The sequence below is a fragment of the Bacteroides sp. B1-V-101 genome, assembly GCF_023656585.1.
GTDB lineage: Bacteria > Bacteroidota > Bacteroidia > Bacteroidales > Bacteroidaceae > Bacteroides > Bacteroides thetaiotaomicron.
The window spans coordinates 192,493-219,206 of record NZ_JAMOKH010000002.1; the positions used below are offsets into that span (position 1 = coordinate 192,493).

At 43.8% G+C, this 26,714-nt stretch carries 18 protein-coding genes; 6 read left to right on the top strand and 12 right to left on the bottom strand.

Annotation, left to right across the window (positions count from 1 at the left end; translation table 11 throughout):
- Nucleotides 1-33: 33 nt before the first annotated feature.
- The 3 genes from NBH01_RS02430 to epsC form a co-directional block, all read right to left on the bottom strand.
- Nucleotides 34-2,232, bottom strand: a complete 2,199-nt coding sequence (locus NBH01_RS02430) for a S9 family peptidase (RefSeq protein WP_048698156.1) — start codon at nucleotides 2,230-2,232, stop codon at nucleotides 34-36.
- 209 nt (nucleotides 2,233-2,441) lie between these two features.
- The gene (locus NBH01_RS02435) at nucleotides 2,442-3,887 is read right to left on the bottom strand and encodes a THUMP domain-containing class I SAM-dependent RNA methyltransferase (protein ID WP_008762863.1); all 1,446 of its coding nucleotides are present in this window, start codon (nucleotides 3,885-3,887) and stop codon (nucleotides 2,442-2,444) included.
- 16 nt (nucleotides 3,888-3,903) lie between these two features.
- Complete coding sequence (gene epsC, locus NBH01_RS02440; protein WP_008762864.1) at nucleotides 3,904-4,806, bottom strand: serine O-acetyltransferase EpsC; 903 nt, start codon at nucleotides 4,804-4,806, stop codon at nucleotides 3,904-3,906.
- A gap of 118 nt (nucleotides 4,807-4,924) precedes the next feature.
- On the opposite strand from epsC, the gene NBH01_RS02445 reads away from it, so the two are divergent.
- Nucleotides 4,925-6,961, top strand: coding sequence for a tetratricopeptide repeat-containing sensor histidine kinase (locus NBH01_RS02445; protein ID WP_048698159.1), 2,037 nt, complete (start codon nucleotides 4,925-4,927; stop codon nucleotides 6,959-6,961).
- Entirely contained in the window at nucleotides 6,958-7,737 is a 780-nt protein-coding gene (locus NBH01_RS02450; RefSeq protein WP_008767481.1) for a LytR/AlgR family response regulator transcription factor, read from the top strand. The genes NBH01_RS02445 and NBH01_RS02450 overlap by 4 nt, the downstream gene beginning before the upstream one ends.
- 107 nt (nucleotides 7,738-7,844) lie before the next feature.
- Here NBH01_RS02450 and NBH01_RS02455 read toward each other — a convergent pair whose 3' ends face one another.
- Complete coding sequence (locus tag NBH01_RS02455; protein ID WP_008767482.1) at nucleotides 7,845-8,240, bottom strand: DUF3836 domain-containing protein; 396 nt, start codon at nucleotides 8,238-8,240, stop codon at nucleotides 7,845-7,847.
- A 332-nt stretch (nucleotides 8,241-8,572) separates the two neighbouring features.
- Nucleotides 8,573-11,422 (bottom strand): DNA polymerase I, encoded by a 2,850-nt coding sequence (gene polA, locus NBH01_RS02460; RefSeq protein WP_072067215.1) that lies wholly within the window; start codon nucleotides 11,420-11,422, stop codon nucleotides 8,573-8,575.
- A gap of 88 nt (nucleotides 11,423-11,510) precedes the next feature.
- On the opposite strand from polA, the gene NBH01_RS02465 reads away from it, so the two are divergent.
- Complete coding sequence (locus NBH01_RS02465) at nucleotides 11,511-12,485, top strand: polyprenyl synthetase family protein (protein WP_011108724.1); 975 nt, start codon at nucleotides 11,511-11,513, stop codon at nucleotides 12,483-12,485.
- Here the strand turns inward: NBH01_RS02465 and NBH01_RS02470 are convergent, their stop codons facing one another.
- From NBH01_RS02470 to mnmG, 7 genes are all read right to left on the bottom strand, one after another.
- A complete protein-coding gene (locus tag NBH01_RS02470; protein WP_011108725.1) occupies nucleotides 12,486-13,166 on the bottom strand; it encodes a DUF1266 domain-containing protein in 681 nt (226 codons plus the stop codon).
- A 406-nt stretch (nucleotides 13,167-13,572) separates the two neighbouring features.
- Nucleotides 13,573-14,475, bottom strand: a complete 903-nt coding sequence (gene deoC / locus NBH01_RS02475; RefSeq protein ID WP_048697580.1) for a deoxyribose-phosphate aldolase — start codon at nucleotides 14,473-14,475, stop codon at nucleotides 13,573-13,575.
- A complete protein-coding gene (locus NBH01_RS02480) occupies nucleotides 14,462-14,800 on the bottom strand; it encodes a nucleotide pyrophosphohydrolase (RefSeq protein ID WP_008762871.1) in 339 nt (112 codons plus the stop codon). The genes deoC and NBH01_RS02480 overlap by 14 nt, the downstream gene beginning before the upstream one ends.
- A gap of 88 nt (nucleotides 14,801-14,888) precedes the next feature.
- A complete protein-coding gene (gene dtd / locus NBH01_RS02485) occupies nucleotides 14,889-15,341 on the bottom strand; it encodes a D-aminoacyl-tRNA deacylase (RefSeq protein WP_016269223.1) in 453 nt (150 codons plus the stop codon).
- Between the two features lie 484 nt (nucleotides 15,342-15,825).
- Nucleotides 15,826-17,655 carry an excinuclease ABC subunit UvrC gene (gene uvrC, locus NBH01_RS02490; RefSeq protein WP_011108727.1) on the bottom strand — a complete coding sequence of 610 codons (1,830 nt, stop codon included), beginning with the start codon at nucleotides 17,653-17,655 and terminating at the stop codon, nucleotides 15,826-15,828.
- Between the two features lie 75 nt (nucleotides 17,656-17,730).
- Nucleotides 17,731-18,261, bottom strand: a complete 531-nt coding sequence (locus NBH01_RS02495) for an adenine phosphoribosyltransferase (RefSeq protein WP_225678796.1) — start codon at nucleotides 18,259-18,261, stop codon at nucleotides 17,731-17,733.
- Between the two features lie 50 nt (nucleotides 18,262-18,311).
- Entirely contained in the window at nucleotides 18,312-20,198 is a 1,887-nt protein-coding gene (mnmG, locus tag NBH01_RS02500) for a tRNA uridine-5-carboxymethylaminomethyl(34) synthesis enzyme MnmG (RefSeq protein ID WP_008762875.1), read from the bottom strand.
- Nucleotides 20,199-21,029: 831 nt separating this feature from the next.
- On the opposite strand from mnmG, the gene NBH01_RS02505 reads away from it, so the two are divergent.
- The 3 genes from NBH01_RS02505 (at nucleotide 21,030) to NBH01_RS02515 (ending at nucleotide 26,703) form a co-directional block, all read left to right on the top strand.
- Nucleotides 21,030-21,602, top strand: a complete 573-nt coding sequence (locus tag NBH01_RS02505; protein WP_008762876.1) for an RNA polymerase sigma-70 factor — start codon at nucleotides 21,030-21,032, stop codon at nucleotides 21,600-21,602.
- A 515-nt stretch (nucleotides 21,603-22,117) separates the two neighbouring features.
- The gene (locus tag NBH01_RS02510; RefSeq protein ID WP_032841398.1) at nucleotides 22,118-23,326 is read left to right on the top strand and encodes a FecR family protein; all 1,209 of its coding nucleotides are present in this window, start codon (nucleotides 22,118-22,120) and stop codon (nucleotides 23,324-23,326) included.
- A gap of 44 nt (nucleotides 23,327-23,370) precedes the next feature.
- Complete coding sequence (locus tag NBH01_RS02515; RefSeq protein ID WP_008767494.1) at nucleotides 23,371-26,703, top strand: SusC/RagA family TonB-linked outer membrane protein; 3,333 nt, start codon at nucleotides 23,371-23,373, stop codon at nucleotides 26,701-26,703.
- Nucleotides 26,704-26,714: the final 11 nt, after the last annotated feature.

The window sequence follows — 26,714 nt, forward strand, 5'->3', positions numbered from 1 at the left end:
GGTGTGATGCTGTGAGCTGTCAATTATAGGTTGCTATAGGTTCTGCTCAAAGTATCGGGTGATTTTCTCGTGCAGATGTACACGGTCGCGGCCTGATACGTTGTGCTTGTGGCACGGATAGATAAACAGGTCGGGATAGGTGCGGGCATCTACACAGGCTTTCATGAACGACAGCGTGTGCTGCGGTACACAAGTGTCATCGTGGTCGTCATGGATAATGAGTAGATGACCTTTCAGCTGTCCGGCAAGGTTCTTCAGATTACATTCTTTGTAGCCTTCCGGATTGCTTTCCGGGGTGTCCATATAACGTTCGCCGTACATCACTTCGTAATATCCCCAGTCGATGACAGGTCCGCCGGCTACGCCTACCTTGAATATTTCGGGGTAGCGGAGCAGCAGGGCAGTGGTCATGTGGCCTCCGAAGCTCCATCCGTGTACACCGATGCGGTTTCCGTCTATGTAGGGGAGGGATTTCAGAAATTCAATGCCTTTCACCTGGTCTTTGCCTTCTTCGATGCCGAGGCGGCGGAAGGTGGCGTTTTCGAACTCCAGTCCACGGTTGGCACTGCCGCGGTTGTCGAGGGTGAACATGATATAGCCTTTGTTAGCCATATAGATATCCCATCCGCGGGAGCCGTTCAGCCAGCCACCGGTGACGAGTTGTGCGTGCGGGCCGCCGTATACGTAGACGATGACCGGATACTTTTTGTTCGGGTCGAAATCTGCGGGTTTGGTGAGGCGGTAGTATAGGTCGGTCGTTCCGTCGTCGGCTTTAATAGTACCGGTTTCGATGGTCGGCATCTCATAGCCTTCGTATGGGTCTTTGGCTGTCAGCAGGTTGACTGTTTTCAGGCTTTTGGTGTCCACGATGTCAATGCGGCGCGGAAGGGTGGGAGTCGAATAACGGTCGATGAGGTAGCTTCCCGATGCGCTGAGCATTCCGTTATGTTCTCCTTCTGTGATAGAACGGAAGCTGAACGGGAGGCTGCGCTTTCCTGTGTTGACATTTACTGCAAAGTTATTGGAGCCTGTGCCATCTACTCCTTGGAAGATGACTTCTTTCCTCTTGGCGTTGAAGCCCAGAATGTCGCCTACCAGCCACTTGCCCTCGGTCAGTTGCTTCGTCGGGATGTATTCGATGTGCTTGCCGCCTGCGGCATCGCTTTTCCATTCGCCTTTGAGGCTGGAGGTGAGGTCGCATAAATATAGATGGTTATATCCGTCACGCTGGCTCTGATAGATGAATTTGCTGCTGTCCCACGGTAAGAATACGATGGGGTGCTGAGGCTCTACATACTTGGGGTGCGTTTCTTCCAGCAGCTTGCCCAGTAACTTGCCTGTCGTTGCATCGTATTGGCAGAGTACGGCGTGGTTCTGGTCGCGGTTCAGTTCGATAAGATAGATGCTCTTTTCGTCCGGTGACCAGCTGATATTGGTGAAGTAACGGTCGGTCGGATCACCTGCATTCAGATAGATGGTCTTGCCGGTGGAGGGGTTGTAGACGCCTACTTTTACTTGGTGGCTGGTCATTCCTGCCATCGGGTAACGGACGTTATTCACTTCTCCTACACGTGCCGTGATGTCTACAAGCGGGTATTGCGTAACCATGCTTTCGTCCATGCGGTAGAAAGCGAGCAGGTTGCCTTTCGGGCTCCAGAAGGTGCCTTTGTTGATGCCGAACTCATTGCGGTGGACGGATTGCCCGCAGACGATGCCTTCGGGTTCGTCGGTGATTGCCTGTTCGTTCACATACAGGTTGTTGTTGACTGTGTAGGCTACGTTTCCGTTGGCGACGCAATAATCTTCGTTGGCTGCTTTATCTTTCAACTTCAGTGTGCTGACAATCCGGTTGTTCTCGAAATCGTATACGATGTACTTACCGGATACTTTCAGTAACATTTGCGGTTTGTCCGCCCACGGGTAGCGGATTGAGTACGGGGTCGGCAGTTTCCCTGCTTTATTGTCTGCCAGTACTTTGTTGATTTGTCCGAGGGTAGTCAGCACTGTCTCTTTCCCTGTTCTGGGTTGAACAGTGTAGATGGTGTCGGTACTTGGTTTGATACACACGTCTCCCCACCATTGCAGACCGTAGAGGTTTTCTGCATAACGGTAGGTCTCGCCGCCCGGAATCAACTCTTCCAGTGTCAGCTTTTTGATTTCCTGTGCCATAACATTGAATCCGATTGGTAGCGCCAGCAATATCAGAATGGCTCTTTTTCCAATTTTACTCATTGCTTTTATTTATCTTTATTGGTTTTAAATCCTTCTATTTTACCCTGTTCAGGAGAGTTGTCTTTCTCTGTCGGATGATACGTTTTTTTCGAGATATTCAATTCGCTTTCTTACTCATCAAATGATAAGATCGCAAAATGCGACCTTATATTGTCTATCAATAAGTTAATGGCATTTTTTTAGTGAGATGCCGTTAACTATCTATGAAATTACTCTTCTTCCTTCTTCGGTATCCTAGGCTCCCGATTTCCTCTGAATTCTCTTGGAGCTCTTGAATCTCTTTCCCCACGGAACTCGCCTCTAGGCTTTCTGTCCCTGTCATCCCGGGTAAAGCTTCCTTCTTCCCGTCTCGGCTTGAAGTCTCCTTCTTTACGAGGTTTGAACTCCCCTTCTCGACGTGGCTTGTACTCGCCTTCTCTGCGTGGTTTGAATTCCTTTCTTTCTCTGGGTCTGGGAGTATCATAGCCTCCTTCAGTCTCTTTCTTCTCTTCTCCTTCTCCCTCCTGACTCTTGAACTCCTTATATTTCCCGTCGAAAATCTCGTATTTGCGGAACTCGCATTCCAATGCGCCATTGAACAACGGCACTTTCTTGCTTGGTTTCAGCCCGATCTGATCGAAGCATTCTTCTCTATAAGAGAGTACCCAAGCCTCGTTTCCTACAAATGCATGCTTCAGACGTTCGCCAATCATCTGGTACAGTCCGAGCAGGTCATTGGTAGAGATACGTTCGCCATAAGGAGGATTCATCACGATGATGGACTTCTCCTGCGGCTGTTCGAATTGCTGGAACGGTTGCAGTTTCAGCGTCACATCTTTGGATACACCCGCCGCTTTTATATTATGCGTCGCTATTTCATTCGCTTTCGGACTGTTATCATATCCGTAAATCTTATGGGTGAATTCGCGCTCCTGACTATCATCATTGTAAATCTCATCGAACATCTCCGAATCGAAATCCACCCATTTCTCGAATGCGAATCCTTTGCGGAATACTCCCGGAGCGATGTTTCTTGCGATCAGTGCAGCTTCTATAGGAATCGTGCCCGAACCGCACATCGGGTCAATCAGGTCACATTCACCGCGCCATCCTGTCATCAGAAGCATACCGGCAGTCAATACTTCGTTCAACGGAGCATCTACCTGTTCCTGGCGGTATCCGCGACGATGAAGCGACTCTCCGGAAGAGTCCAGAGACAACGTACAAGTGGTATGTGCAATATGGATATTGAGTAGTACATCCGGATTATTGATGCGTACCGACGGGCGTTTGCCTGTCTTTTCACGGAAATAGTCCACGATGGCGTCCTTCACTTTGTACGAAACGAACTTTGAATGGCGAAATTCTTCGCTGAAAACAACCGCGTCTATCGCAAACGTCTTGTTCACATCAAGATACTCTTCCCATGGAATGGCCTGTATCTGGTTGTAAACTTCATCAGCATCCTTTGCCGTAAAATTCTTGATCGGCTTCAGAATGCGGATAGCAGTACGGAGGCAGAAATTTGCCTTGTACATCATACGCTTGTCTCCTGTAAATGAAACCATGCGACGTCCTATCTGGATATCGTTGGCTCCTAGTGTTGTAAGTTCTTCAGCAAGTATCTCTTCCAGTCCTTGGAAGGTCTTGGCTATCATCTCGAATTGTTCGCTCATATATAGTTTATTGATTTTATTTCTTTGCTTTTGTCTGTACAATCTTTGCTCCGGCGGGAATGTTTTCCGTTACCCAGATATTTCCTCCTACGGTTGCGTCGCTTCCGATAGTAATTCTTCCAAGGATGGTGGCGTTTGAGTAGACTATGACATTGTCTTCCAGTATCGGGTGGCGGGGGATACCCTTGATCGGTTTTCCGTCGGCATCCAGCGGGAAGCTTTTTGCTCCCAGGGTGACACCCTGATATAATTTGACATTGTTCCCGATGATGCTTGTAGCGCCGATCACGACACCCGTTCCGTGGTCTATGGTAAAGTGACTGCCTATCTTCGCTCCCGGATGGATATCGATCCCCGTCTCGCTATGAGCCATTTCCGTGATCATGCGAGGAATCAGGGGAACACCCAGTTCCAGCAGTTCGTGCGCAATACGATAGTTGCTGATTGCCTTAATGGCGGGATAGCAGAAAATAACTTCACCGTAGCTCTTGGCGGCGGGGTCACCGTTGTAGGCAGCTTCTACGTCCGTAGCCAGTATTCTTCTCATGGCGGGTAGTTTACTGATAAAGTTCGCAGCCAGTCGGGCGGCTTCTTCTCTTCTCGACTCCGAGCAGACATTGCAGTCTCCTTCAGCCGTACTGAAACATAGTCCGGCCAGGATTTGCTCTGTGAGCAAGTCAAATAACTTTTCGATATTTACACCGATGTGATAATTGATTGTCCGGCTGTTGATGGTGGAATTTCCGTAGTATCCGGGGAAGAGAATGGCACGTGAAAGCTCGATAATTTCATACAAAACTTTAGCAGAGGGCAATGGTTCGCCATCTTTATGTTGATGAAACAGCCCTTTGTAAGATTCGCTTTCCGATAGCTCATCGACTGCCTGTGTCAGAATGTGGGTAAAGTTCAATGGACTCATTAGGTCAGTTACTCATGTTTATATGGGGACAAAGGTATTAAAAAAATAATAAATTTCGTTGAGATTCAATATAATTAATGTATTTTTGTGGCATTCAAAATTCAACACGGACAAGGGGATGAATAAAGCGAAATCTACTATGAAGCTATTTGGGTTGATAGGGTTGTTGATATTGTGGAACTGCAGTTGCGTGGATAGGCACCGCAGTCACGCTTTGTGTGAACAGTCACTTATCGATTCTTTAGAAGTCCGTGCACAGGATTCCCTGTTTTCCAACTTACCTTATTCACGTTCTTTATTGCGTAACGCAATGCGTCAGGCACAGGACTCGATGAGTTATTACCGCTTGATGGGATTGTATGGAAAGACTTTCTTCATCTCGTCCGATTTCGACTCTATCCTCTATTATAACCGCCCTGTAAAAGAGTATGATAAGCGTGCAGCTGCATGCCCGCGATGGAATGATGTGCTTTCGGATGTGTATAACATTGAGGGAAATGTCTGGATGCAACTCAATCAGCCCGATTCGGCGGTTGCCTATTATGAGAAATCCTATGCTTACCGTCTGAAAGGAGATAAGGCGCATCTTCTTTCGGATATCTGTATGAATCTGGCGGATGCCCATCTGCATCGTGGCGAACTGGCACATACCGCTTCCTATTACCGGAGAGCATTGTTTATCTGCGACTCCCTGCATCTGTCGGAACATTCCAAATTTCCGGTCTATTGCGGACTGGGACAGACTTACATGGACTTGCGTGATTTTGATTTGTCCAATCATTATTACGAACTGGCAGGACAGTTTTTTGATGAAATGACAGTCAGCGAAAAGTGGGTGTATCTTAATAATCGGGGAAATCATTACTATTATAAGAAAGATTATCAGGAAGCCCTGGTCTATATGCGGCAAGCAGCGGAGCTGATAGCGGATTACCCGCAAATGGTATTCGAAAGCAATCTTTCGAAAGTTAATCTGGGCGATCTTTATCTGCTGACGAACCGGCTGGATTCTGCCGAAAACAATCTGAATGAAGGTTACCGTTACTTTTCGGAGATAAAGAACAACTCCGCCATGCACTACATTGAAACCCTGATGATTGAGCTTTCTCTGAAAAAAGGAAATATCGCTCGTGCCAGGGAAATGATAGCACGGACTGCTTCTACCGGACATGTGGATGCCAATATGCTTACTATACGCAACCAGTATCTGCAACATTATTATGAAAAGGCAGGTGACTACCGTAATGCATATGAGTATCTGAAACGTGATTATCAACTGAATGACTCCATCCGTAGCGAACGGATTCGCACCCGTGTAGCCGAACTGGATATGCGTTACCGTCAGGACACGATCGTATTGCGCAAGGAAATGCAGATTCAACGGCAGGCGGGTGAAGTGCGTGTCTTGAAACTGAGTATGTATATTGGGGTACTTGTCTGCCTGTTGCTGGCAGCCGGAACGGTGGTAATCATCTGGTATATGCGGAAAAAACGGGAGTTTCTTCGTGAACGTTTCTTCCAACAGATAAATCGCGTCCGTATGGAGAATTTGCGGGGCCGGATTTCTCCCCATTTCACTTTCAATGTGCTGGGGCGTGAAATTAATCAGTTCAATGGATCGGAAGAGGTGAAGAATAATCTGATGGAACTGGTCAAATATCTCCGCCGGAGTCTTGAACTGACAGAAAAACTAAGTGTTTCTTTGCAGGACGAGCTGGATTTTGTACAGTCATATATTGGCTTGGAAAGCGGGCGTGTCGGCAAAGACTTCACGGCGTCGGTCGTAGTGGAGGAGGGGCTGGACGCAAAAAGTATAATGATTCCTTCCATGATTGTACAGATTCCGGTAGAGAATGCGATAAAGCACGGGCTCGCCGGAAAAGACGGTGAGAAAGAATTGACTATCCGTATTTCCCGTGAAGGAAAAGGAGTCCGTATCGTGATTTGTGACAACGGACGGGGGTATCTTCCGCAAGTGGCTTCTTCGACCAGAGGAACGGGAACGGGGCTGAAAGTGCTCTATCAAACGATACAGCTACTCAATACAAAGAATAAAAATGAGAAGATACGTTTCAATATAGATAACCGAAACGATGGGCAGACCGGTACGCAAGTGTCGGTGTTTATACCGTTTCATTTTTCTTATGATTTATGATGAATGCAGAAGATAAATATAAAGTCGTTATTGTAGATGATGAGCGTACGGCAATCGATGCTTTGCGCAGGGAGCTGGGCGCTTATCAGGAATTTGAAATAAAAGGAACTGCAAACAATGGCGCAAAAGGCAAAAAGATGATAATGGAACTCCGTCCGGATCTGTTGTTTCTGGATGTGGAACTTCCGGATGTGCTGGGGCTTAACTTGTTGAGTGAGATGCGCGATGAGGTGCTGTGGGATATGAAAGTTGTCTTTTATACTTCGTATGATAAATATTTGCTTCAGGCTCTGCGTGAGTCCGCCTTCGATTTCTTACTGAAACCTTTTGAGACGGAAGATCTGAAAGTTGTTATAGAGCGCTACCGGAAGGCTGTAGCTTCGATACCGGCAACTCCTTCTTCCTCTTTTTCTTCTTCTGTCAGCGCTTTGATGCCGCAACAGGGAATGTTTATGATCAGCACGGTGACGGGATTCAAGCTTTTGCGACTGGAAGAAATCGGCTATTTCGAATATCTGAAAGACAAGCGGCAGTGGCAGGTAGTCCTGTTCAATCAGACCCGATTGAATCTGAAGCGAAATACAAAAGCCGAAGATATTATTGGTTATTCACAAGCTTTTATTCAGATCAGTCAGTCGGCTATTGTTAATGTTAATTATCTGGCGATGATTGATGGGAAGTGTTGTCAGCTCTATCCGCCTTTTCATGATAAGAGTGATCTGGTGATTTCCCGAAGTTTTCTGAAAGGGTTGCAGGACCGGTTTTTTGTGTTGTGACAATTACTCCTTAAGATAGATGCGAAAACGCCGTTCCTGATGAAGAAACGGCGTTTTCTATTTGTTAGAATATTAGAATGAGAGAGTATGTTGTTAAAAAAATGCTGTTACAAATTAGTATTGTCCATGGTCACTGTCATTTCTGGAACTAACACGTAAGCGCGTTTCTTATTGTTCCATTTATAGTAATTGGTTGTTACAGTTTTTCCTTCGTATGTATAATTGATGCGGAGATCTTTTTCCCATTCCTCTTTGGTACTGTTCCATTTCAGGGTCTCGCTTTCAATCATGCGCTTGTTGTCATCGTACTTGTAGTTATACTTCATATAGTTGGCAAGTGTACTTCCGTTCATTTTGTAAACGGTCTGACCTACCATTACTCCATTTTCTTCTACTGGATTATAAACCAACTGACCATCATAACTGCGTGCAGAAGCAACAAAAGAGGTCATGAGAAGAACTACGGATAGAACAAACATTTTTAAAGATACTTTTGTTTTCATGGCTATTTGATTTTAGTATTATTCTTTCATTTGTCTAGTAATACTCTTGTATTACGCTGCAAAGTTATATATTTATTCGGTATTTATGCAAATATAAAGCTGAAATAATATTAAAATGTCAGATGATGGCTAAGGTGATACCTTGCTTTTTGCCAAGATTGGTGACAAAAAAATATCCGGCAGTCAACCTGCCGGATATAGAATGAAGCACTTCGTTGGGGAAGTGATCTTTTTCCTTGCTTTCTGGATAGTGGTTTAAATAATGTTATAACTCATTCTCTCCATTATTTAGCTGATTTATCCTGTTTTGTTATGGTAGGATAAACCTTGTTTTAGTGTGCTTCGAGCCAGTTCTTGCCCCAGCCGCAATCTGCTTTCAAGGGAACGTGCATACGGTAAGCGTGTTCCATTTCCTCAATAACGATCTCTTCTACACGTTCTTTTTCGTTGACGGGCACGCTGAAGTTCAATTCATCGTGTACTTGCAATATCATTTTAGCTTGTATGCCTTCTGTCTGGAATCGCTGATAAATGCGTGCCATTGCTACCTTTATGATATCTGCGGCGCTTCCCTGAATCGGTGCGTTGATGGCGTTTCGCTCGGCATAGCCGCGTACAACGGCGTTTCGTGAGTTAATGTCCGGCAAGAAGCGTTTTCGGTGGAAAATCGTTTCTACATATCCTTTCTCCTGAGCTACCTGGATGCTCTTATCCATATAGGCTTTCACGCTTGGATAAGTTTCGAAATAGCCGTCGATCAGTTCTTTGGCTTCCTTCCGGTCTACGTTCATTCGCTCTGCAAGGCCAAATACGGAGATGCCGTAGATGATACCGAAGTTGGCGGTTTTCGCTTTGCGTCGCATATCGGAGTCTACGTCTTTCAGGTCGATCTTATATATTTTGGCAGCTGTAGCTGCGTGGATATCATGATTGCTGAGGAAGGCGTCGATCATATTCTTGTCTTCGCTGAGATGTGCCATGATACGAAGTTCTATCTGCGAATAGTCGGCAGAGAAGAACAGGCAGCCTTCGTCAGGGATAAATGCCTTGCGGATTTCCTTGCCGTTCTCGTCGCGGATAGGAATATTCTGCAGATTCGGGTTACTGGAGCTGAGGCGTCCGGTAGAGGTGACGGTCTGGTTGAAAGACGTGTGTACTCGTCCCGTGCGCGGGTTGATCAGTTGGGGAAGTGCATCGATATAAGTTCCCAGCAGTTTCTTCAGTCCGCGGTGTTCCAGAATCTTTTCTACTACGGGATGTTTATGCCGGAGGCTTTCGAGCACTTCTTCCGAGGTGACGTACTGACCGGTTTTGGTCTTCTTCGCTTTTTCGATGATTCTTAGTTTGTCAAACAGTACCTCGCCTACTTGTTTGGGCGAAGCGATATTGAAGGTTTCGCCTGCCAGTTCATAAATTTCCTGCTCGATGCGTTGCATCTGAGCGGTGAAATGAACAGACGATTGTTTGAGCGCTTCCGTATCCAGCAATACCCCATTCCGTTCTATATTGACCAATACGGGTACAAGCGGCATTTCGATATCATAAAACAAACGTTCGGCATCGTTCTCTTTCAGTTCTTTCTCCAGGACGTTTTTGAGCTTCAGTGTTACGTCTGCATCTTCGCAGGCATAGCGGTAGATATCCTTCGGGTCGAGATCGCGCATGTTTTTCTGGTTCTTCCCTTTCGGACCTATCAGTTCGTCGATGTGGATGGTCTGATAGTGAAGATAGATTTCTGCCAGATAGTCCATTCCATGACGAAGTTCCGGTTGAAGAACGTAATGGGCGATCATTGTATCAAAGAGCGCACCTTTCACTTGCACTCCGTAATTTTCAAGAACGATCATGTCATACTTGATATTTTGTCCGACTTTCAATGAGTTCTCATTTTCGAAGACCGGACGGAACTCGTTGACGATTTTTAATGCTTCCTCACGATTGTCGGGGACCGGCACATAAAAAGCCTGATTTTCGGTGATAGAGAAACTCATTCCGACTAGTTCGGCGTCCATTGGTTCCGTTCCTGTAGTCTCCGTGTCTAACGAGAGAATTTTCGATGTAAGTAACTTTTGAATGATTTCAGTTCTTTTCTTCTCTGTATCAATGAGTTGGTAGTCGCAATTAAGCGTTTCTAACGTCTCTAGATTCGATTTTTTGGCTTCGCCTGCCTCATTGCCCGTAAAATTCGCAAATAAATCGCCTTGTATGGCTCCTCCTTCTTCGGGAAAAAGTGGAAGAGGAGAGGGAGCACTTTTGGCCGTTGCCGTTTTGCTTCCGGTTGCCATTGTTACTCCGCCGGCAGAATTTTCTTTTTTCAGTACCCGGTCGATCAGTGTCCGGAATTCCAGTTCTTCAAAAATTTGTCGGAGTGAATCTTCGTCTGCCTGTTCGCGGACGAGCTTGTCCATTTCGAGTTGGATAGGAACATCGATTTTGATAGTGGCAAGGAATTTGGAGAAAGTAATCAATTCCTTATTGGTTTCCACTTTCGTTTTCAAGGCTCCTTTCAGTTGGTCGGTATGTTCCAGCAGATTTTCGATACTTCCGAATTCGGCGATTAGTTTCTGGGCAGTCTTTTCACCGACACCGGGACAACCAGGGATATTGTCGGAGGCATCGCCCATCAGTCCGAGCATATCGATTACTTGTGCGGGCGACTGGATATCGAACTTTGCTTTCACTTCTTCGATGCCCATCACTTCAAAACCTCCCGTATGTTTGGGGCGATACATGAATACGTTGTCTGTCACCAGCTGGCCGTAGTCTTTGTCGGGAGTCATCATATAGGTGGTGATGCCCTGACGTCCGGCTTCAGTGGCGAGAGTTCCGATCACGTCGTCGGCTTCGTATCCTGCCACTTCCAGAATCGGGATGCGGTAGGCGTGGATGATATCCTTTATAATAGGTACGGAGAGGCGGATAGCTTCCGGAGTTTCTTCACGCTGGGCTTTGTATTGCTCGAAAGCTTCGTGGCGGAAGGTAGGGCCGGAGGGGTCGAAGGCTACTCCTATATGTGACGGATTCTCCTTTTTCAGCACCTCTTCGAGGGTATTGACAAATCCGAGGATAGCTGAAGTATTGAACCCTTTGGAGTTGATTCTGGGATTCTTGATAAAGGCGTAATAAGCCCGATATATCAGTGCATAAGCGTCTAAAAGAAATAATTTATTGTCTGACTCCATAGATTTAATTAATTTTTCATGGTAAAAGTACAAAAAAATACCGTATTAAGCGTTTTATTATTACTTTTGTGCTCAAATAGTGTTGTGAATGGATAGTATCTCTCTTATCAAAACCCCGATAGAAGCGGAACTGGAGGATTTTAAAGCTCTTTTTGACACCCCTCTTTCCGATTCGAATGCATTGCTCGACAGCGTAATAACTCATATACGCAAGAGGAATGGCAAGATGATGCGTCCTATTCTTGTCTTATTGGTAGCACGCCTTTATGGGGCTGTGACTCCTGCCACCCTTCATGCGGCAGTTTCTTTGGAATTGCTTCATACAGCCAGTTTGGTGCACGACGATGTAGTCGATGAAAGTACCGAGCGTCGCGGTCAGCTTTCGGTAAATGCTATATTTAATAATAAGGTATCTGTACTGGCGGGTGATTATCTGCTGGCTACAAGCCTTGTGCACGCGGAGCAGACTAATAATTATGAGATTATCCGTCTGGTATCTTCGCTGGGGCAGAAACTAGCTGAAGGAGAGTTGCTTCAACTTTCGAATGTAAGTAATCATAGCTTTTCGGAGGAAGTTTATTTTGACGTAATACGTAAGAAAACAGCGGCTCTTTTTGCCGCTTGTGCCGAGGCGGCTGCCTTGTCAGTGCAGGTGGGTGAGGAGGAAGTCGCTTTTGCCCGTCTGTTGGGCGAATATATTGGTATCTGTTTTCAGATTAAGGATGATATTTTCGATTACTTTGATAGCAAGAAGATCGGCAAACCGACTGGTAATGATATGCTGGAAGGTAAGCTGACGCTGCCTGCCCTGTATGCATTGAATACAACGAAAGATGCGTGGGCGGAACAGATAGCGTTCAAGGTGAAGGAAGGTACGGCAACTCCTGATGAAATCGTACGTCTGATTGAGTTTACCAAAGATAATGGAGGTATTGAATATGCCTGTCGTACAATAGAACAATATAAAAAGAAGGCCTTTGATTTGCTGGCTGCCTTGCCGGATTCAAATATTTGCCTTGCCCTGCGGACTTATCTGGATTACGTGGTCGCTCGTGAGAAATAACTACTCCCCACTGTTCCTGAGCAGAGAGTAACACAGGATTAATTCCTCCCAATCTTCAATTTTATTCGATTTCATCGCTCCTCCGATGAGGAAACTTTTGTCTATTTCTTCCGGTGTGCGGAGGATTTCGGAGCATAACGTGCTCGCCTGTTCGATGTATTCCCATGCTTGTTCTTTGGTGATGTAGCCGCAGTCTTTGGCAGCCCGGGCCAGCCCGACAACTTGTGCCATATCCCATCCGATCACTCCTCTCTCTAAGTCATTAATCCATACAATCGGCTCTCCTCTTTCTTCTATATACTCTTTGAATTTGTATAGATTTCTGCCCTGTTGAATGAATCGGTCTACTCCGTAGAAGCGTTCGCGGATGGTGTTTTCAAACTGGTTTAGGTTTTCGGTAGAGAGTAAATAGGGGACCATAATAGAATAGGAGGCTCTGTCGCCTTCGTTGATGAGGAATAGGAATAGCTGGCAGGAAGAAATTGCATCTGTGCAATGGAACTTATCTGATAATAGTTTACTTAGTTTTTCCGGGTGTACTCCGGTTTCCATACAGTTAAGATAGAAGCCATCCAGTGCAGCCTCCATATAACCGATGCGCAGACCTTGTTTCTTTCTGGTGCCGAGTATCAGATTTAAGGGGTTATGGTTAAAACGTAAGTTCTTTGTGTGTGACTTCATTTTATACTTTTTCGCTTATGGTTAACTAAAAAAAGCGTGAGAACTGCTGCTATATGTCTTTTCCTGGGGCTTCGGCAAGCCGTTATGATGACATAAAAGCAACAGTCTCACGCTCCGTTCGATATATAACAAAAGTATATACATGAAGGTGCGTGAGACCCGTTTGCTTATTACCACTCATAACTTTGAATTTTGCCGAATTCCAGGAATCAGGTAATAAAAGAAACGTTCTCTAATACAGATGATTAACTATGTTAGCATAGCTACATCTATGACAAAGATAATGAAAATAATGGTTTTGTCCATAAGTATCTTTAGTTTTTATTATATAAAAAATACCGCGCTTCCTTCCATAGGAACGGAAGGTGAAGCGCGGTACGGCATACTTGATTGCTAATGTAATTCCTTAGAAGAATTTGATCTCTTCGCCCTTGATATCGGAGAGAAGCAAATTGGCCAAACGACTGGTACCCAGACGGAACAATCGGTTGTTCAGCCATTCTTCGCCTAATATTTCCTTCACAATAGTGTAATAAATGATTGCATCATGGACGGTGTTGATGCCTCCTGCCGGTTTGAAGCCGATCTTGTTGTTTGTTTTTTGATAGTACTCCTTGATAGCTTCGCACATCACATAAGCGGCTTCCGGGGTAGCGGCAGGCTGTTGCTTTCCGGTCGATGTCTTGATGAAATCTGCACCCGAATACATGGATAGGATAGAGGCTTTCTTGATGTTGGAGGCGGTTTTCAAAGCACCTGTCTCGAGGATTACCTTGAGGTGGCGTTCCTTGCAGACTTCTTTTAATTCCTGAATTTCTTCGCACATTGTTTCGTAGTCACCGCTCAGGAATTTACCGATAGAGATAACAATATCTATTTCGTCCGCACCGTCAGCGATAGCCAGTGCCGTTTCCGCTACTTTCACTTCGATGAAAGTCTGAGAAGAAGGGAATCCGCCCGAAACACAAGCGATATTGATGTCATCTACTTGCAGTGTATTCTTTACAATATCCGCGAAATTGGGGTATACGCAGATGGCAGCGACGTTCTTCATATCGGGGAACTCATTGTCGAACTCATTCACTTTTTCGGTGAAATGCATCACGCTTTCATCGCTGTCCGTGCTGTTCAGCGTGGTCAGGTCGATGCAGTTGAACAGGAGTTTCTTGACTTCTTCCGTATTGTTTTCCGGCACTTTCTTTTCAATCAGGTCAGCCACCCGAGCCTGTATGTCTGCATCGCTCAGATTGGTGTTATACTTTGCCAATGCGGCATCATACTTGTTGGATTGTGAGCTATTCTCTTCCATGATCGTTCAGTTTTGGGTTATTGATATGTCTTTTATTATCTCGTTTCGTTTTCTTTTCCAGGCTTTCCCTGAAGGCTTTGGTGATGTCTACGCCTGTCTGGTTGGCGATACACAGGAGCACCCATAAGATGTCTGCTATTTCTTCGTCAAGGTTGTCTTTCTCGCCTTCTTTGAAAGACTGGTCGCCGTATTTGCGGGCCATGACACGGGCTAATTCTCCGACTTCTTCAGTCAGTACGGCCATATTTGTCAATTCGCTGAAGTAGCGGACACCGTATGTCTTTATCCATTTGTCTACTTCTTTTTGGGCTTCTTCCAGGGTCATAATTACTGTTGGTTTATGATGATTAGTTTGATGTTTGGAGCCTGTTTATCGCTCTTCGAAGAGCTTTCCCGGCTTTCTCATCAAGGTTTTACTCTTTATTTTTGGTGTCCATACATATAGTAACAGGACCGTCATTTAAAAGTTCAACTTTCATGTCCGCTCCGAAAGTTCCTGTGCCGATTTCTTTTCCCAGCGCCCTGCTCAGGTCTTTGCAGAACCGTTCGTAGAGTGGGACAGATATCTCCGGCTTGGCGGCTTTGATGTATGACGGACGGTTGCCCTTCTTGGTAGAAGCGTGCAATGTAAACTGACTGATAACCAGAATTTCGCCTCCGTCTTCCAGGATGGACTTGTTCATTACTCCGTTTTCATCGTCAAAAATACGCAGATTTACTATCTTTTTGCAGAGCCAGTCTATATCTTCCTGTCCGTCGGATTCTTCAATGCCGACTAATATCAGCATCCCTTTTCCAATGGAAGACTTGCACTGTCCTTCGATGGTTACTGATGCGTGGCTTACTCGTTGTACAACTATTCTCATTGATATTTTCTCTATTCTATTGAATGTTACGAAAGGCAAATTTACGAAATTAAGAAGAAAAAACGATGGATTGGAAGGAAATATTATAGGAGATAAGTATTAGGTATTAAGTATTAACCGTAGCTGTCATTCGGAAGCGTGTCTGTCTGTTGTGCGGAAGCATATCTATTAGGACGACAGATGTATTTGCCTCATAACTTGATTGAGTTTGCCTTAGAACCGTATAGACATGAACATAAACTCTATAACATTACCGGTAGTATTCTATATGGTTAGAAATCAATGGTATATAGTTTCCTATGATTTCTTTTAATGGAAACTGTCGTTTCCCGGCGAGGGAACGGCCGTTCCTTTTAATGGAAACGACCGTTCCTTTTAAAGGGAACTGGCGTTTCCTCCGAGGAAACTAACGCTTGCCCCATATGATACTGATACTTGATTTATATGGACTAACAATTTAGCGTATAGCCACATAGAAGTGAGCCTATTCGTTGCTTAACCCTTTTTTTACAGTCTGAGCCTTCACTTCTCCTATGACCTTTGCGATTTCTTCAAGGGATGCCTCTTTGATTCGTTTTACGCTTTTAAACTCCTTCAATAGGGCTGTTTTTGTCTTTTCTCCAATCCCTTTAATGCTATCCAGAGCCGATGCGACCTGTCGCTTGCTGCGCTTGTCGCGGTGGAAAGTAATCGCAAAACGGTGTACTTCATCCTGAATCTGCGTCAGCAGACGGAATAAAGAACTTTGTTGTTTGATCCCAATCGTCTGTGCGGGAAACCCGAAAAGTAGCTCTGACGTGCGATGCTTATTATCCTTAGCCAAACCGGCAATCGGAATATTCAGATGCAGTTCATCCTCGATTACTTCTCTGACGACTTCCATTTGTCCTTTACCACCATCGGTAATAATCAGGTCGGGAAGGGGAGAATTTTCTTCAATGGCGCGCTGATAACGTCGTCTGACCACCTCTTTCATGGAAGCGTAATCATCCGGTCCCACGACCGTCTTAATATTGTATTTACGGTAATCTTTCTTCGATGGTTTCGCCTTTTTGAATACTACGCAGGCAGCCACGGCATCCGATCCTTGTATATTCGAGTTATCGAAACATTCAATCTGCAAAGGTGGCTTGTCTAAATGCAGTTCGTTTTGTATTTCTTTCAGCAGACGCATACTGCGCTGCTCCGGGTTCAGTTTCTCGGCTTGTTTCAATCGGTCGGCCTTATATTGCTTCACATTTAGGATAGAAAGATCGAGCAGTTTTTTCTTATCTCCCCTTTGAGGAACGGTGAAAACGACATTATTCAACTCCAGATCAAGTTCGAAAGGAACAATAATCTCCCGTGAATGGCTCTTGTAGCGCTCCCGCATTTCAATAATGCCTAGCGTCAGTAACTCTTCTTTCGATTCATTTAGCTTCTTCTTGTACTCAAAGGTGAATGCCTGATTGATGGCGCCATTGGTGATGTGCAGATAGTTGACGAAAGCCGAATTTGAATCGTCTTCTTCGATGGAAAAGACGTCGATATTGTGCAGGACAGAACTTACTACCTCCGATTTAGACCGGTAATTCTCTATCAGCAGATACTTCTCCTTAATCTTCTGAGCCTCTTCAAACTTCATTTCATTGGCCAGTTCCTGCATCTTTTCTACCAGCATACGGCTAATATCCTGCGTATTTCCTTTCAAAATCTCTTTGATTTCATCGATGTTCTTCAGATAATCCTCGTGCGATTGCAGTCCAACGCATGGTCCGGCGCACTTCTTGATGTGATACTCCAGACAAACCTTGAACTTTCCCGCCCGTATGTTCTCCGGAGAAAGGTTCAGATTGCAGGTACGCAACGGGTATAGATGCTTGATCAGGTCGAGCACCGCATACATCGAAGGAAGGTGGCTGTAGGGACCATAATAAGAAGAACCGTTTTTGATAATCTTTCGAGTCCTGAAAATGCGTGGAAAGTATTCATTCTGCACGCAGATGGAAGGGTAGGTCTTGTCGTCCTTCAGCAATACATTGTAGCGGGGCTTATATTTCTTGATCAGATTGTTTTCCAGCAATAATGCATCTTCTTCGGTGTTAACAACGATGTAACGGATATCGGCAATCTTGCTGACCAATACTCGTGTCTTGCCGGGTTCATGCTCTTTGCTGAAGTAAGAATATACCCTTTTTTTTAGGTTTTTAGCCTTTCCAACGTATATAATAGTCCCTTCTGTGTTCAGATACTGATAGACTCCCGGCTTTTCGGGCAGGTTGGCTACAATACCTCTCAGATATTCATTCGTTTTGGCTTCCGGTTCTGTATTCATAATCGTTATAGATGAAATAGCGGGAAATAAAAAAGGGCGTAGATTCTCTACGCCCTGCAAATATAAGCAATTTGTTTATAAAGTCAATACGGATTCTACTTCTACGTCATCTCCGAATACGGATTTGCCATTCAGGTCTTTCAATTCGATAATGAAGTTTACATATACCTTTTTAGGCTTCAGTTTCTTCACCAGTTCGCAGGCTGCTTTCATAGTTCCTCCCGTTGCCAGCAGGTCGTCGTGTAGTAAAACTACGTCGTTTTCATCGAGTGCGTCCTTATGAATCTGCACAGTGTCCGTGCCATATTCTTTGTCGTAGCTTTCTTCGATCACCTCTGCGGGAAGTTTGCCCGGCTTGCGGATAGGAATAAAACCTGCGTTCAGTCGGGTAGCCAGGATAGGCCCCATGATGAATCCTCTGGATTCTATACCTACTACTTTGGTGATACCTTTATCCTTGTACATTTCGAACATGATGTTCGATAATTCTTGCAAGCACCAAGGGTCTTTAAACAGGGTGGTGACATCGTAGAAAAGGATTCCGGGGAACGGAAAATCGGGAATTTCCCGGATGCTTTTAATTAGCGTTTCTTTGCTCATAATCATTGGTTTATCTCGTTTCTTTAAATGATTTGTTTCACGTGAAACGTTGCCGCTTATCGGCCGGAAAGTACCAGCAATACGTTGATGTCGCTTGGTGATACTCCCGGGATCCGGCTCGCTTGAGCAATCGTTTCCGGATCAATCTTCACTAGCTTCTGACGAGCTTCCGTAGATAGCGACTGGATGGAAGCATAATCAAATTTGCCTTTGATCTTGATGCTTTCCAGGCGTGCCAGCTTTTCTGCTATCATTCGCTCTCTGTCAATATAGCCTTGATACTTGATCAGTATTTCTGCCGCTTCCAGAATCTCTTCTTTACGGTCGGAGTCTGCAGCGGTTGCTTTTTCTAATTCTCTTTGGAAGGCGGGGACATGTTCCGCGATATTCTCAATCGTGATTTGCGGACGATTGAGAATTTCGATCAGCTTACAGCCTTGACGAAGGGGAGTTGTTCCCAACTTTTCGAGGGCATCATTAATTAATGCCGGTTTCATCGAATAGTTCTTTGCGAAATTTACTATCTGCTCTAATGCCTCCTTCTTGGTCTTCATTAATTGGTAGCGATCCTCCCTTGCCAGTCCGAGGTGATATGCTCTTTCGGTCAGTCTCATGTCGGCGTCGTCCATGCGGAGAAGAATACGGTATTCGGCACGTGAAGTAAACATACGGTATGGTTCGTCTACTCCTTTGGTCACCAGGTCGTCTATCAATACACCGATATATGCTTCGTCGCGAGCCAGTGTGAAGGCTTCACCACCGTGACAGTTGATGTGTGCGTTGATTCCGGCGATCAGTCCTTGTCCTCCCGCTTCTTCGTAACCGGTTGTTCCGTTCACTTGCCCGGCAAAGAACAGGTTTTTGATAATCTTCGATTCCAGCGAATGTTTTAATTGGGTGGGGTCGAAGTAATCGTACTCAATCGCATATCCGGGACGATAGATGACGATATCCTTGAATGCCGGTACTTTTTTCAGTGCGGCGATCTGAATATCCATCGGAAGAGAAGAAGAAAATCCGTTCAGGTATAATTCCTGTGTTGTTTCACCTTCGGGTTCGAGGAACAGTTGGTGCTGCTCTTTGTCGGGGAAGGTGACAATCTTGGTTTCGATGCTGGGGCAATAGCGCGGACCGATACTTTGAATCTGTCCGTTGAACAGGGGAGAATCCGGCAGCCCTTCGCGCAGAATCCGGTGCACTTCTTCGTTGGTATAGCAGGTCCAGCATTGCAGTTGCTTCAAATGGCGCGTACTGGTATTCATGAATGAGAACTTGTGGAAGTCGCATTCTCCGTCTTGTGTATCCATCAGATCGAAGTGGATGCTGCGTGCGTCGATTCGTACCGGTGTGCCGGTCTTCATCCTTCCGTAGGCAATGCCATGTCGGGCGATGGATTCTGTCAGCTGGTAAGATGCGGGTTCTGCCATTCTTCCGCCGGGCAATTGGTGGCGGCCTACGTGCATGAGTCCGTTCAAGAATGTTCCTGCGGTCAGTACGATACATTTCGCTTTGAATGTGACACCCCAAAGAGTGACGAGTCCGACTACTTCACCGTTTTCAACGAGCAATTCACAGACGGTATCCTGCCAGATATGAAGGTTGGGAGTATTTTCCAGTTTCTCACGCCATGACCAGATAAACTTGGCACGGTCGCATTGAGCGCGGGGACTCCACATGGCGGGACCTTTCGAGCGGTTCAGGATTCGGAACTGGATAGCAGTTTCATCCGTCACCAATCCCATCTGTCCGCCCAGTGCGTCTATTTCGCGTACTATTTGTCCTTTGGCGATTCCTCCTACTGCCGGATTGCAACTCATCTGTCCGATCTTGTTCATGTCCATTGTGATCAGACAAGTTTTGGAACCTAAATTCGCAGCGGCGGCTGCCGCTTCACAACCAGCATGTCCGGCACCAATTACAATTACATCGTACTTAAAATCCATTCTACCTTATTTATTATCAAACGCTGCAAAGTTACGGAAAAGTTGCGAGAGTTGTATCTTCTGCCGGTTTTTGCTTCCGAAATTTCGAGGAGGAGGCGGGGCGGGCGCAAAAAAACGCCGTAATTTTGGATTGGAAATATGCAAGATGTAACGTTTCTGGCTTCTTTTCTTTTGTGTCAAGGCTTCGATTCCTTTCAAAAAGAGATGTAAATGCTCTTTTTCGACATTCTAGGCTTACTTTTTGTCACTTGAAAAAGTGCGCGGCCGTGTGATGAAATAGAAGACGAACGGAGCGTTTGGACAGAATTTGTATCAAATCAACATTCGGATGTATGTTTTATACCCAACCTCCACTCTTTCTCTTGACATAAATCAAAAAAATAAGGTAAAACATGTTTTTTAGCATAAGAATTCTTGTTGTTTTCCAAAACACCTCTACCTTTGCAGTGTAGTTGTGAAACTACTAAGATTTTTAGGTATTAGAAAAAGGTAATAACAAAAGAGTAGTATTAGTTTATAAAATTAAGGTATTAGATTTTAAGATTAGTTTTTAGGAAAAAGATTGTTTTGATTAGGTATTAGAAAAAAGTAGTTTTCAGGTAACAGGTAAATTGAGATGCAGAAAAAAGAATCCCATTTATGGGGGATTCTTTAGGTGGGGCGGAGTTATTCGCTCTTTTTTTATTTTATGCCCCTTTATTCTATTTTTTTATATGAGGGGTGAACTTACATACTGAAAAAACAGATATATTTGTAAGTCATATCTATTATAACCAGTTTTTGCAGTAATTTGAAGAGAGTCTTTTATTGTTTGATTAATCTTGTTGCCGTATGAGCGATAAAGATGATTTGATAGTAGCAGGTGTCAACCAGAAAGATAAGGGAATCTGGAGGGACTTTTATAATCGCTATTATGCGGCCTTGTGCTCATATGTCGAGAAAATCCTGTTCCTTACCGATGCCGTAGAAGATCTGGTTCAGGAGGTGTTTATATCCGTGTGGGAAGGTAAGCGTACTTTTTCCGACTCCCGTGAGCTGACTAATTATCTTTATCGTGCCTGCTATAATAATGCACTGTTGTATATCCGCAACCATCAGATTCATGATTCTATATTGAATGGTTTGCCTCAGGAAGAAGATTTTGAAGACGAGGAAATGCTGTATGCTTTGACTGTGAAAGAAGAAGCTATCCGACAACTTTATTTCTATATCGAGGAGCTTCCTGCCGAACAACGCCGTATCATCCTGCTGAGAATTGAAGGACATTCGTGGGACGAAATCGCATCCCGGCTGGGAGTTAGCATCAATACGGTTAAAACTCAGAAAAGCCGTAGCTATAAATTCTTACGCGAGAAGCTGGCAAATTCCAGTTATTCTGTACTTCTTACTCTTATCTTTTATTAAAAACCGGGCTGTGCATCCTTGCTTTTGTAGGGGTGAAGTGACTGTGATGTGGCTTATTTAAGTGGATGAGCCGGTATGTTTAACAGGTAAACAAAGCTTGGTTAGCATTTTTAGTAAGCTATATGTGTTCGTTCCATGTCTGTGTCTTATTGCATTGTATATCAATCAGCTAAGTCCGAAAGTGACGGATGATGATAAAATATGAGTTTCAAACTCCTTGATAAAAGCTAAAAAATACATCATTTTAATAGCGGTAACGGAAAAAAACAAATATTTTTTAAGATGCCTAATTGTCATTTATTGATGGCTGAATTTTGATTCTGAAAAGGAAATGATTTGTTAAATATGTCGTTTTTGTTGCTGAATAATGTCATAATGATAGTTTTTCATTCTTTTCCGTTTTCGTACGGAGAGTGTCTCATAAAAAATAATCATCTTTTTGTCACCCATTTATGGACGTTATGTATAATTATAGTAAAGCAAAGATAAAATCCTCATTAGAAATAGATAAAATTATGAAAAAGTTAGAAAACACATATCAAGATGCCTCTTTGATAAAAAAGGCTCTTTTGGGAGATGCAAGCGACAAAGAGCAGCAGGTGTTGGAACAACGTTTATCTATGCATCCGGAACTGAAAGCCGTGTATGAGAAATTGCAGGATAGTGAGGAATTAAAAGATGCTTTTAATAAGTATAAAGAATATTCATCGGAAAAGGCTTACGAGCATTTCCTTCAACAAATTCAACAAAAAGAGAATTCGTCCGGTGGAAAGATTCGTCGTATCCGGACATGGTGGTATGCTGCCGCAGCAGTGGTAGTACTGGCAGTAGGAATTTCTTTTTATGCCGTGAATCATTATCAGGCAGTGGAGGAGTCCCAGACACGTATCGCGCAAATCAAGCCGGGTAGCAAACAGGCAGTGTTGACTTTGCCCGATGGAAGCACTATTGATGTACAAAAGAAAGATATAAATGTAATAGTAGACGGCGTCCAGGTGAAATACAATAAAGGGGTGCTGTCATATCGACCGACCGTTACAACACAACAACACGAAGAAGAAAACGTCGATGAAAGTCCGGTGAAGTCAAATGAACTGGTTATACCACGGGGAGGGGAGAATACTGTCCTTCTTGCTGATGGAACCACTGTTCATTTGAATGCCGGTTCTAAATTGCTTTATCCGGTCCGTTTTGTCGGAAAGCGCCGAATTGTGACACTGGAAGGTGAAGCCTATTTTGATGTGAGAAAGGATGAGGAACATCCGTTTGTGGTCCGGACTCGTTTCGGAGAAGTAACGGTACTTGGTACGGCATTTAATATTAATGCTTATAATGATGCGGATGCATGCTATACCACTCTTGTATATGGGAAAGTAAATTTCTCGACACCCGATCAGAATACAATTACGCTGGCGCCGGGTGAACAGGCAGTCGCCTCTTCCCGTGGCATTGAAAAGCGGGTGGTGGATGTCAATGAATATATCGGCTGGGCACAAGGTGTATATGTTTTCAACAACAAACGGCTGGGCGATATCATGAAAACCTTCGAGCGCTGGTATGATGTTCATGTCTATTATGAGAAGGAGTCTCTGCGCGACCTGACTTATAGTGGTGACTTGCAGCGATATGGCACGATCAATACTTTCCTGAATGCATTAGAACTAACCGGCGATATCTACTATAGAATAAACGGAAGAAATATATTGATATATGAGAATGAGTAATATTGAGTTTTGATTTAAAAATTATGAAAAAAAGAAGAGTCTTTATGCTATGTCTTTTTGCATTGAGTATGGTTCTCAGTGCATGGGCACTTCCACCTGATGAGAAGAAAGTGACACTTGATTTGAAGGATGTGCCGATGGAAACATTTTTAAACACGGTAAAACAGAAAGCTGGAATCAACATGCTTTATAACTCTCAGATGTTTAAAGGAGTTGAACCGGTGACTGTAAAAGCTACCAACGAGCCTTGGAAGGAATTGCTGGACCGCGTTCTTTCACCTAAAGGTTTCACTTATGCTACCAAAGATGGTATTGTGGTCATCAAGAAGAAAGATCAGAAGACACGTACGTTGGAAGGTAAAGTGGTGGATGAACAGGGTGGCGAACTACCGGGAGTTACGGTTTTGATACTGGGAAAAGAAAGAAATATCGGAACAATGACTGATGCAGACGGTGCTTTTTCTTTAGGACTTCCTGAAGGAGATGTAACAATTCGTCTTTCCTTTGTAGGCATGCAAACTTTGGAAATACATACTGGCAAGCTCAATCTTGATAAAGTGCATACCTTTAAGTTGAAACCCGATTCAAAGCAATTGGAAGAGGTGGTGGTAACCGGTTATGTAAAGATCAGCAAAAATAGCTTTACGGGTACTTCTGTGACGGTTACGGCAGATCAGTTGATGTCGGTTTCCAAAACAAATGTATTAGGAGCTTTGCAAACGTTCGACCCTTCTTTTCGTATTGCTGAAAATAATTTAGCAGGTTCGAATCCGAATAATGTTCCGGAGTTATATATCCGTGGACGTTCCGGTATTGGAACTACTCAGTTGGATGCGCAAAGCCTTTCTAAAACATCATTGAAGAACAATCCTAATCTTCCGACTTTTATCATGGATGGTTTTGAGATTAGTGTGCAGAAGTTGTATGATATGGATCCTAGCCGTATTGAGAGCATTACTATCTTGAAAGATGCTGCTGCTACGGCTATGTATGGTTCTCGTGCAGCTAATGGTGTAGTTATTATTACAACGGTAACTCCGAAAGCTGGTAAAGTCAATATCGATTATAACTTTACTGGAACATTGGAATATCCTGATCTGACCGATTATAATATGATGAATGCGCGGGAAAAGCTTGAAACAGAGGTTGCGGCAGGTATGTTTAAAGCTAAGCCGGAAGCCGGTGCAAGTGAGCAAAATCGATTGGATCAAATCTATAATAGAAAGTTGAATAATGTAGTTCGTGGAGTAGATACCTATTGGTTATCGAAACCGCTTCGTACTGTATTCAATCATAAACATAGTTTGTATCTAGATGGAGGAACGGATGACCTGCGTTGGGGAGCTGACTTTTCTTACAATTCAGGAGATGGCGTAATGAAAGGTTCTTATCGTGATCGTATGTCGGGCGGGTTATCTTTATCTTACCGTTTCGGTGCTTTTCAGGTAAAAAACTATTTTTCTTATACTTATACTAAATCTGAAGAATCTCCTTATGGAAGCTTTTCTGATTATACTTCAAAGTTGCCATATGATGAGTATTTAGATGAGAATGGGAATTATTTGGAAACCACTACCTCATGGACTGGAGGAACAGAAGAGAATCCATTATATGAAGCTACGTTGAAAAGTTATGATCGTAGCAAATCATGGGAACTGATTAATAATACTGAATTATTGTGGAATATAGATAACTATTGGTTACTGAAAGGACAATTTAGTGTTACGAAGTCAAATTCAGATTCACGCCAATTTTTAGATCCTCGTTCAAAAAAGAATTCTGAACCGCTAAATGCTAACAATGTGATTTCTGGACAGTTGGATGTTGCTACCGCCAATAGCTTAAGTTGGGACGCTACGGCTACTTTATCATATAACCGAAATATTAAGAAGAACAATTTGAACTTCTTGATTGGGATTAATGCTACTTCAAGTACTGGCGATAGTTTCGGTATAGCTTATAAAGGCTTTCCTTCTGGGGAGTTATCTTCTCCGGGGTATGCGAACAAAGTACCTACATTACCAGTAAACTCAGATAGTAAAAGCCGTTTGTTCGGTGCATTAGGAACATTCAATTATTCGTTCGATAATATTTATTTGGCTGACGTTTCTCTTCGTTTTGACGGAAACTCGGAATTTGGTTCCGATCAACGATTTGCCCCATTCTTTTCGGGTGGTCTCGGATTGAATCTGCATAATTATAAGTTTATGAAACAATTTGAATGGATGGAGCGCTTTAAGATTCGTGGAACATATGGTATCACTGGTAAGGTGGATTTTTCTCCCTACGAAGCACAGACAATTTATCAAGTAATCACAGACAATTGGTTTAAAACAGGTTTAGGTGCAACACTGATGGCATTGGGGAACAGTTCATTGGGATGGGAGAAGACGCATAATATGGATTTGGGGTTGGATGTTGACATGTTCAAAGGTTTACTTCAGATGAACTTTTCTTATTATCGTAAGAAAACAGTAGATCTGGTGAACAGTGTGACTTTACCTAGTTCTACAGGGTTTACCTCATACAAAGACAATATCGGTGAAGTAATGAATAAAGGTGTCGAAATTCAGTTGCGAAGCACTATCCTGAATTCAAAGGATTGGTATGTGGCAGCCTTTGTCAATATGGCTCATAATAAGAATGAGATAACCAAGATTTCTGATAGCCTGAAAGAGTATAATAAGAGGGTACAAGAGAAATATGCTGATTATAATTCCGGTATTAATAAAGGTAAAGCCGAATATAGTGCTACTTATTTACAGTATGTAGAGGGTGGGTCCTTAACGTCTATTTTTGGTGTAAAGTCGTTAGGTATCAATCCGGCAGACGGTAGAGAAATCTTTGTTCGTCCTGATGGAACGATTACTTACGATTGGAATGCAGCTGATCAAGTTGTAATTGGAAATGAAGAGCCGAAACTTCAAGGTACCTTTGGTTTTAATATGCGTTGGAAGCAATTCTCCGTATATTCAACATTTATGTATGAGCTTGGAGGACAACGGTACAATTCAACATTGGTAAGTAAGGTTGAGAATGCATATATACAAAGTAGCAATGTGGATCGTCGAGTATTAACAGGACGTTGGCAGAATCCTGGAGATTGTACTCCTTACGGACGTTTGCAAACAGATGGAGTGGTTGCAGTAACTCGTCCTACAAGCCGTTTTATTCAGGATTACAATGTCTTAACATTTAATTCTCTGACGGTAGGTTATGACTTTAATGCAGAATGGTTGAAAAAAGCACGTATTGGCTTATTACGTGTAGAATTGTCGGGTAATGATTTATTCCGTGTTTCTACTGTACGTGCCGAGCGTGGTTTGGACTATCCGTATTCTCGTTCTTTTGCAGCTTCGGTAAAGATGAGTTTTTAATAAACAATACT

What these genes read in the sequence shown, in the direction of transcription:
- NBH01_RS02430 (WP_048698156.1), bottom strand. Translation starts at nt 2,232, where the DNA reads ATGAGTAAAATTGGAAAAAGAGCCATTCTGATATTGCTGGCGCTACCA.
- NBH01_RS02470 (WP_011108725.1), bottom strand. Translation starts at nt 13,166, where the DNA reads ATGAAGTCACACACAAAGAACTTACGTTTTAACCATAACCCCTTAAAT.
- NBH01_RS02450 (WP_008767481.1), top strand. Translation starts at nt 6,958, where the DNA reads ATGATGAATGCAGAAGATAAATATAAAGTCGTTATTGTAGATGATGAG.
- deoC (WP_048697580.1), bottom strand. Translation starts at nt 14,475, where the DNA reads ATGGAAGAGAATAGCTCACAATCCAACAAGTATGATGCCGCATTGGCA.
- NBH01_RS02435 (WP_008762863.1), bottom strand. Translation starts at nt 3,887, where the DNA reads ATGAGCGAACAATTCGAGATGATAGCCAAGACCTTCCAAGGACTGGAA.
- NBH01_RS02495 (WP_225678796.1), bottom strand. Translation starts at nt 18,261, where the DNA reads ATGATTATGAGCAAAGAAACGCTAATTAAAAGCATCCGGGAAATTCCC.
- NBH01_RS02455 (WP_008767482.1), bottom strand. Translation starts at nt 8,240, where the DNA reads ATGAAAACAAAAGTATCTTTAAAAATGTTTGTTCTATCCGTAGTTCTT.
- polA (WP_072067215.1), bottom strand. Translation starts at nt 11,422, where the DNA reads ATGGAGTCAGACAATAAATTATTTCTTTTAGACGCTTATGCACTGATA.
- NBH01_RS02465 (WP_011108724.1), top strand. Translation starts at nt 11,511, where the DNA reads ATGGATAGTATCTCTCTTATCAAAACCCCGATAGAAGCGGAACTGGAG.
- mnmG (WP_008762875.1), bottom strand. Translation starts at nt 20,198, where the DNA reads ATGGATTTTAAGTACGATGTAATTGTAATTGGTGCCGGACATGCTGGT.
- NBH01_RS02505 (WP_008762876.1), top strand. Translation starts at nt 21,030, where the DNA reads ATGAGCGATAAAGATGATTTGATAGTAGCAGGTGTCAACCAGAAAGAT.
- epsC (WP_008762864.1), bottom strand. Translation starts at nt 4,806, where the DNA reads ATGAGTCCATTGAACTTTACCCACATTCTGACACAGGCAGTCGATGAG.
- dtd (WP_016269223.1), bottom strand. Translation starts at nt 15,341, where the DNA reads ATGAGAATAGTTGTACAACGAGTAAGCCACGCATCAGTAACCATCGAA.
- uvrC (WP_011108727.1), bottom strand. Translation starts at nt 17,655, where the DNA reads ATGAATACAGAACCGGAAGCCAAAACGAATGAATATCTGAGAGGTATT.
- NBH01_RS02515 (WP_008767494.1), top strand. Translation starts at nt 23,371, where the DNA reads ATGCTATGTCTTTTTGCATTGAGTATGGTTCTCAGTGCATGGGCACTT.
- NBH01_RS02445 (WP_048698159.1), top strand. Translation starts at nt 4,925, where the DNA reads ATGAATAAAGCGAAATCTACTATGAAGCTATTTGGGTTGATAGGGTTG.
- NBH01_RS02480 (WP_008762871.1), bottom strand. Translation starts at nt 14,800, where the DNA reads ATGACCCTGGAAGAAGCCCAAAAAGAAGTAGACAAATGGATAAAGACA.
- NBH01_RS02510 (WP_032841398.1), top strand. Translation starts at nt 22,118, where the DNA reads ATGAAAAAGTTAGAAAACACATATCAAGATGCCTCTTTGATAAAAAAG.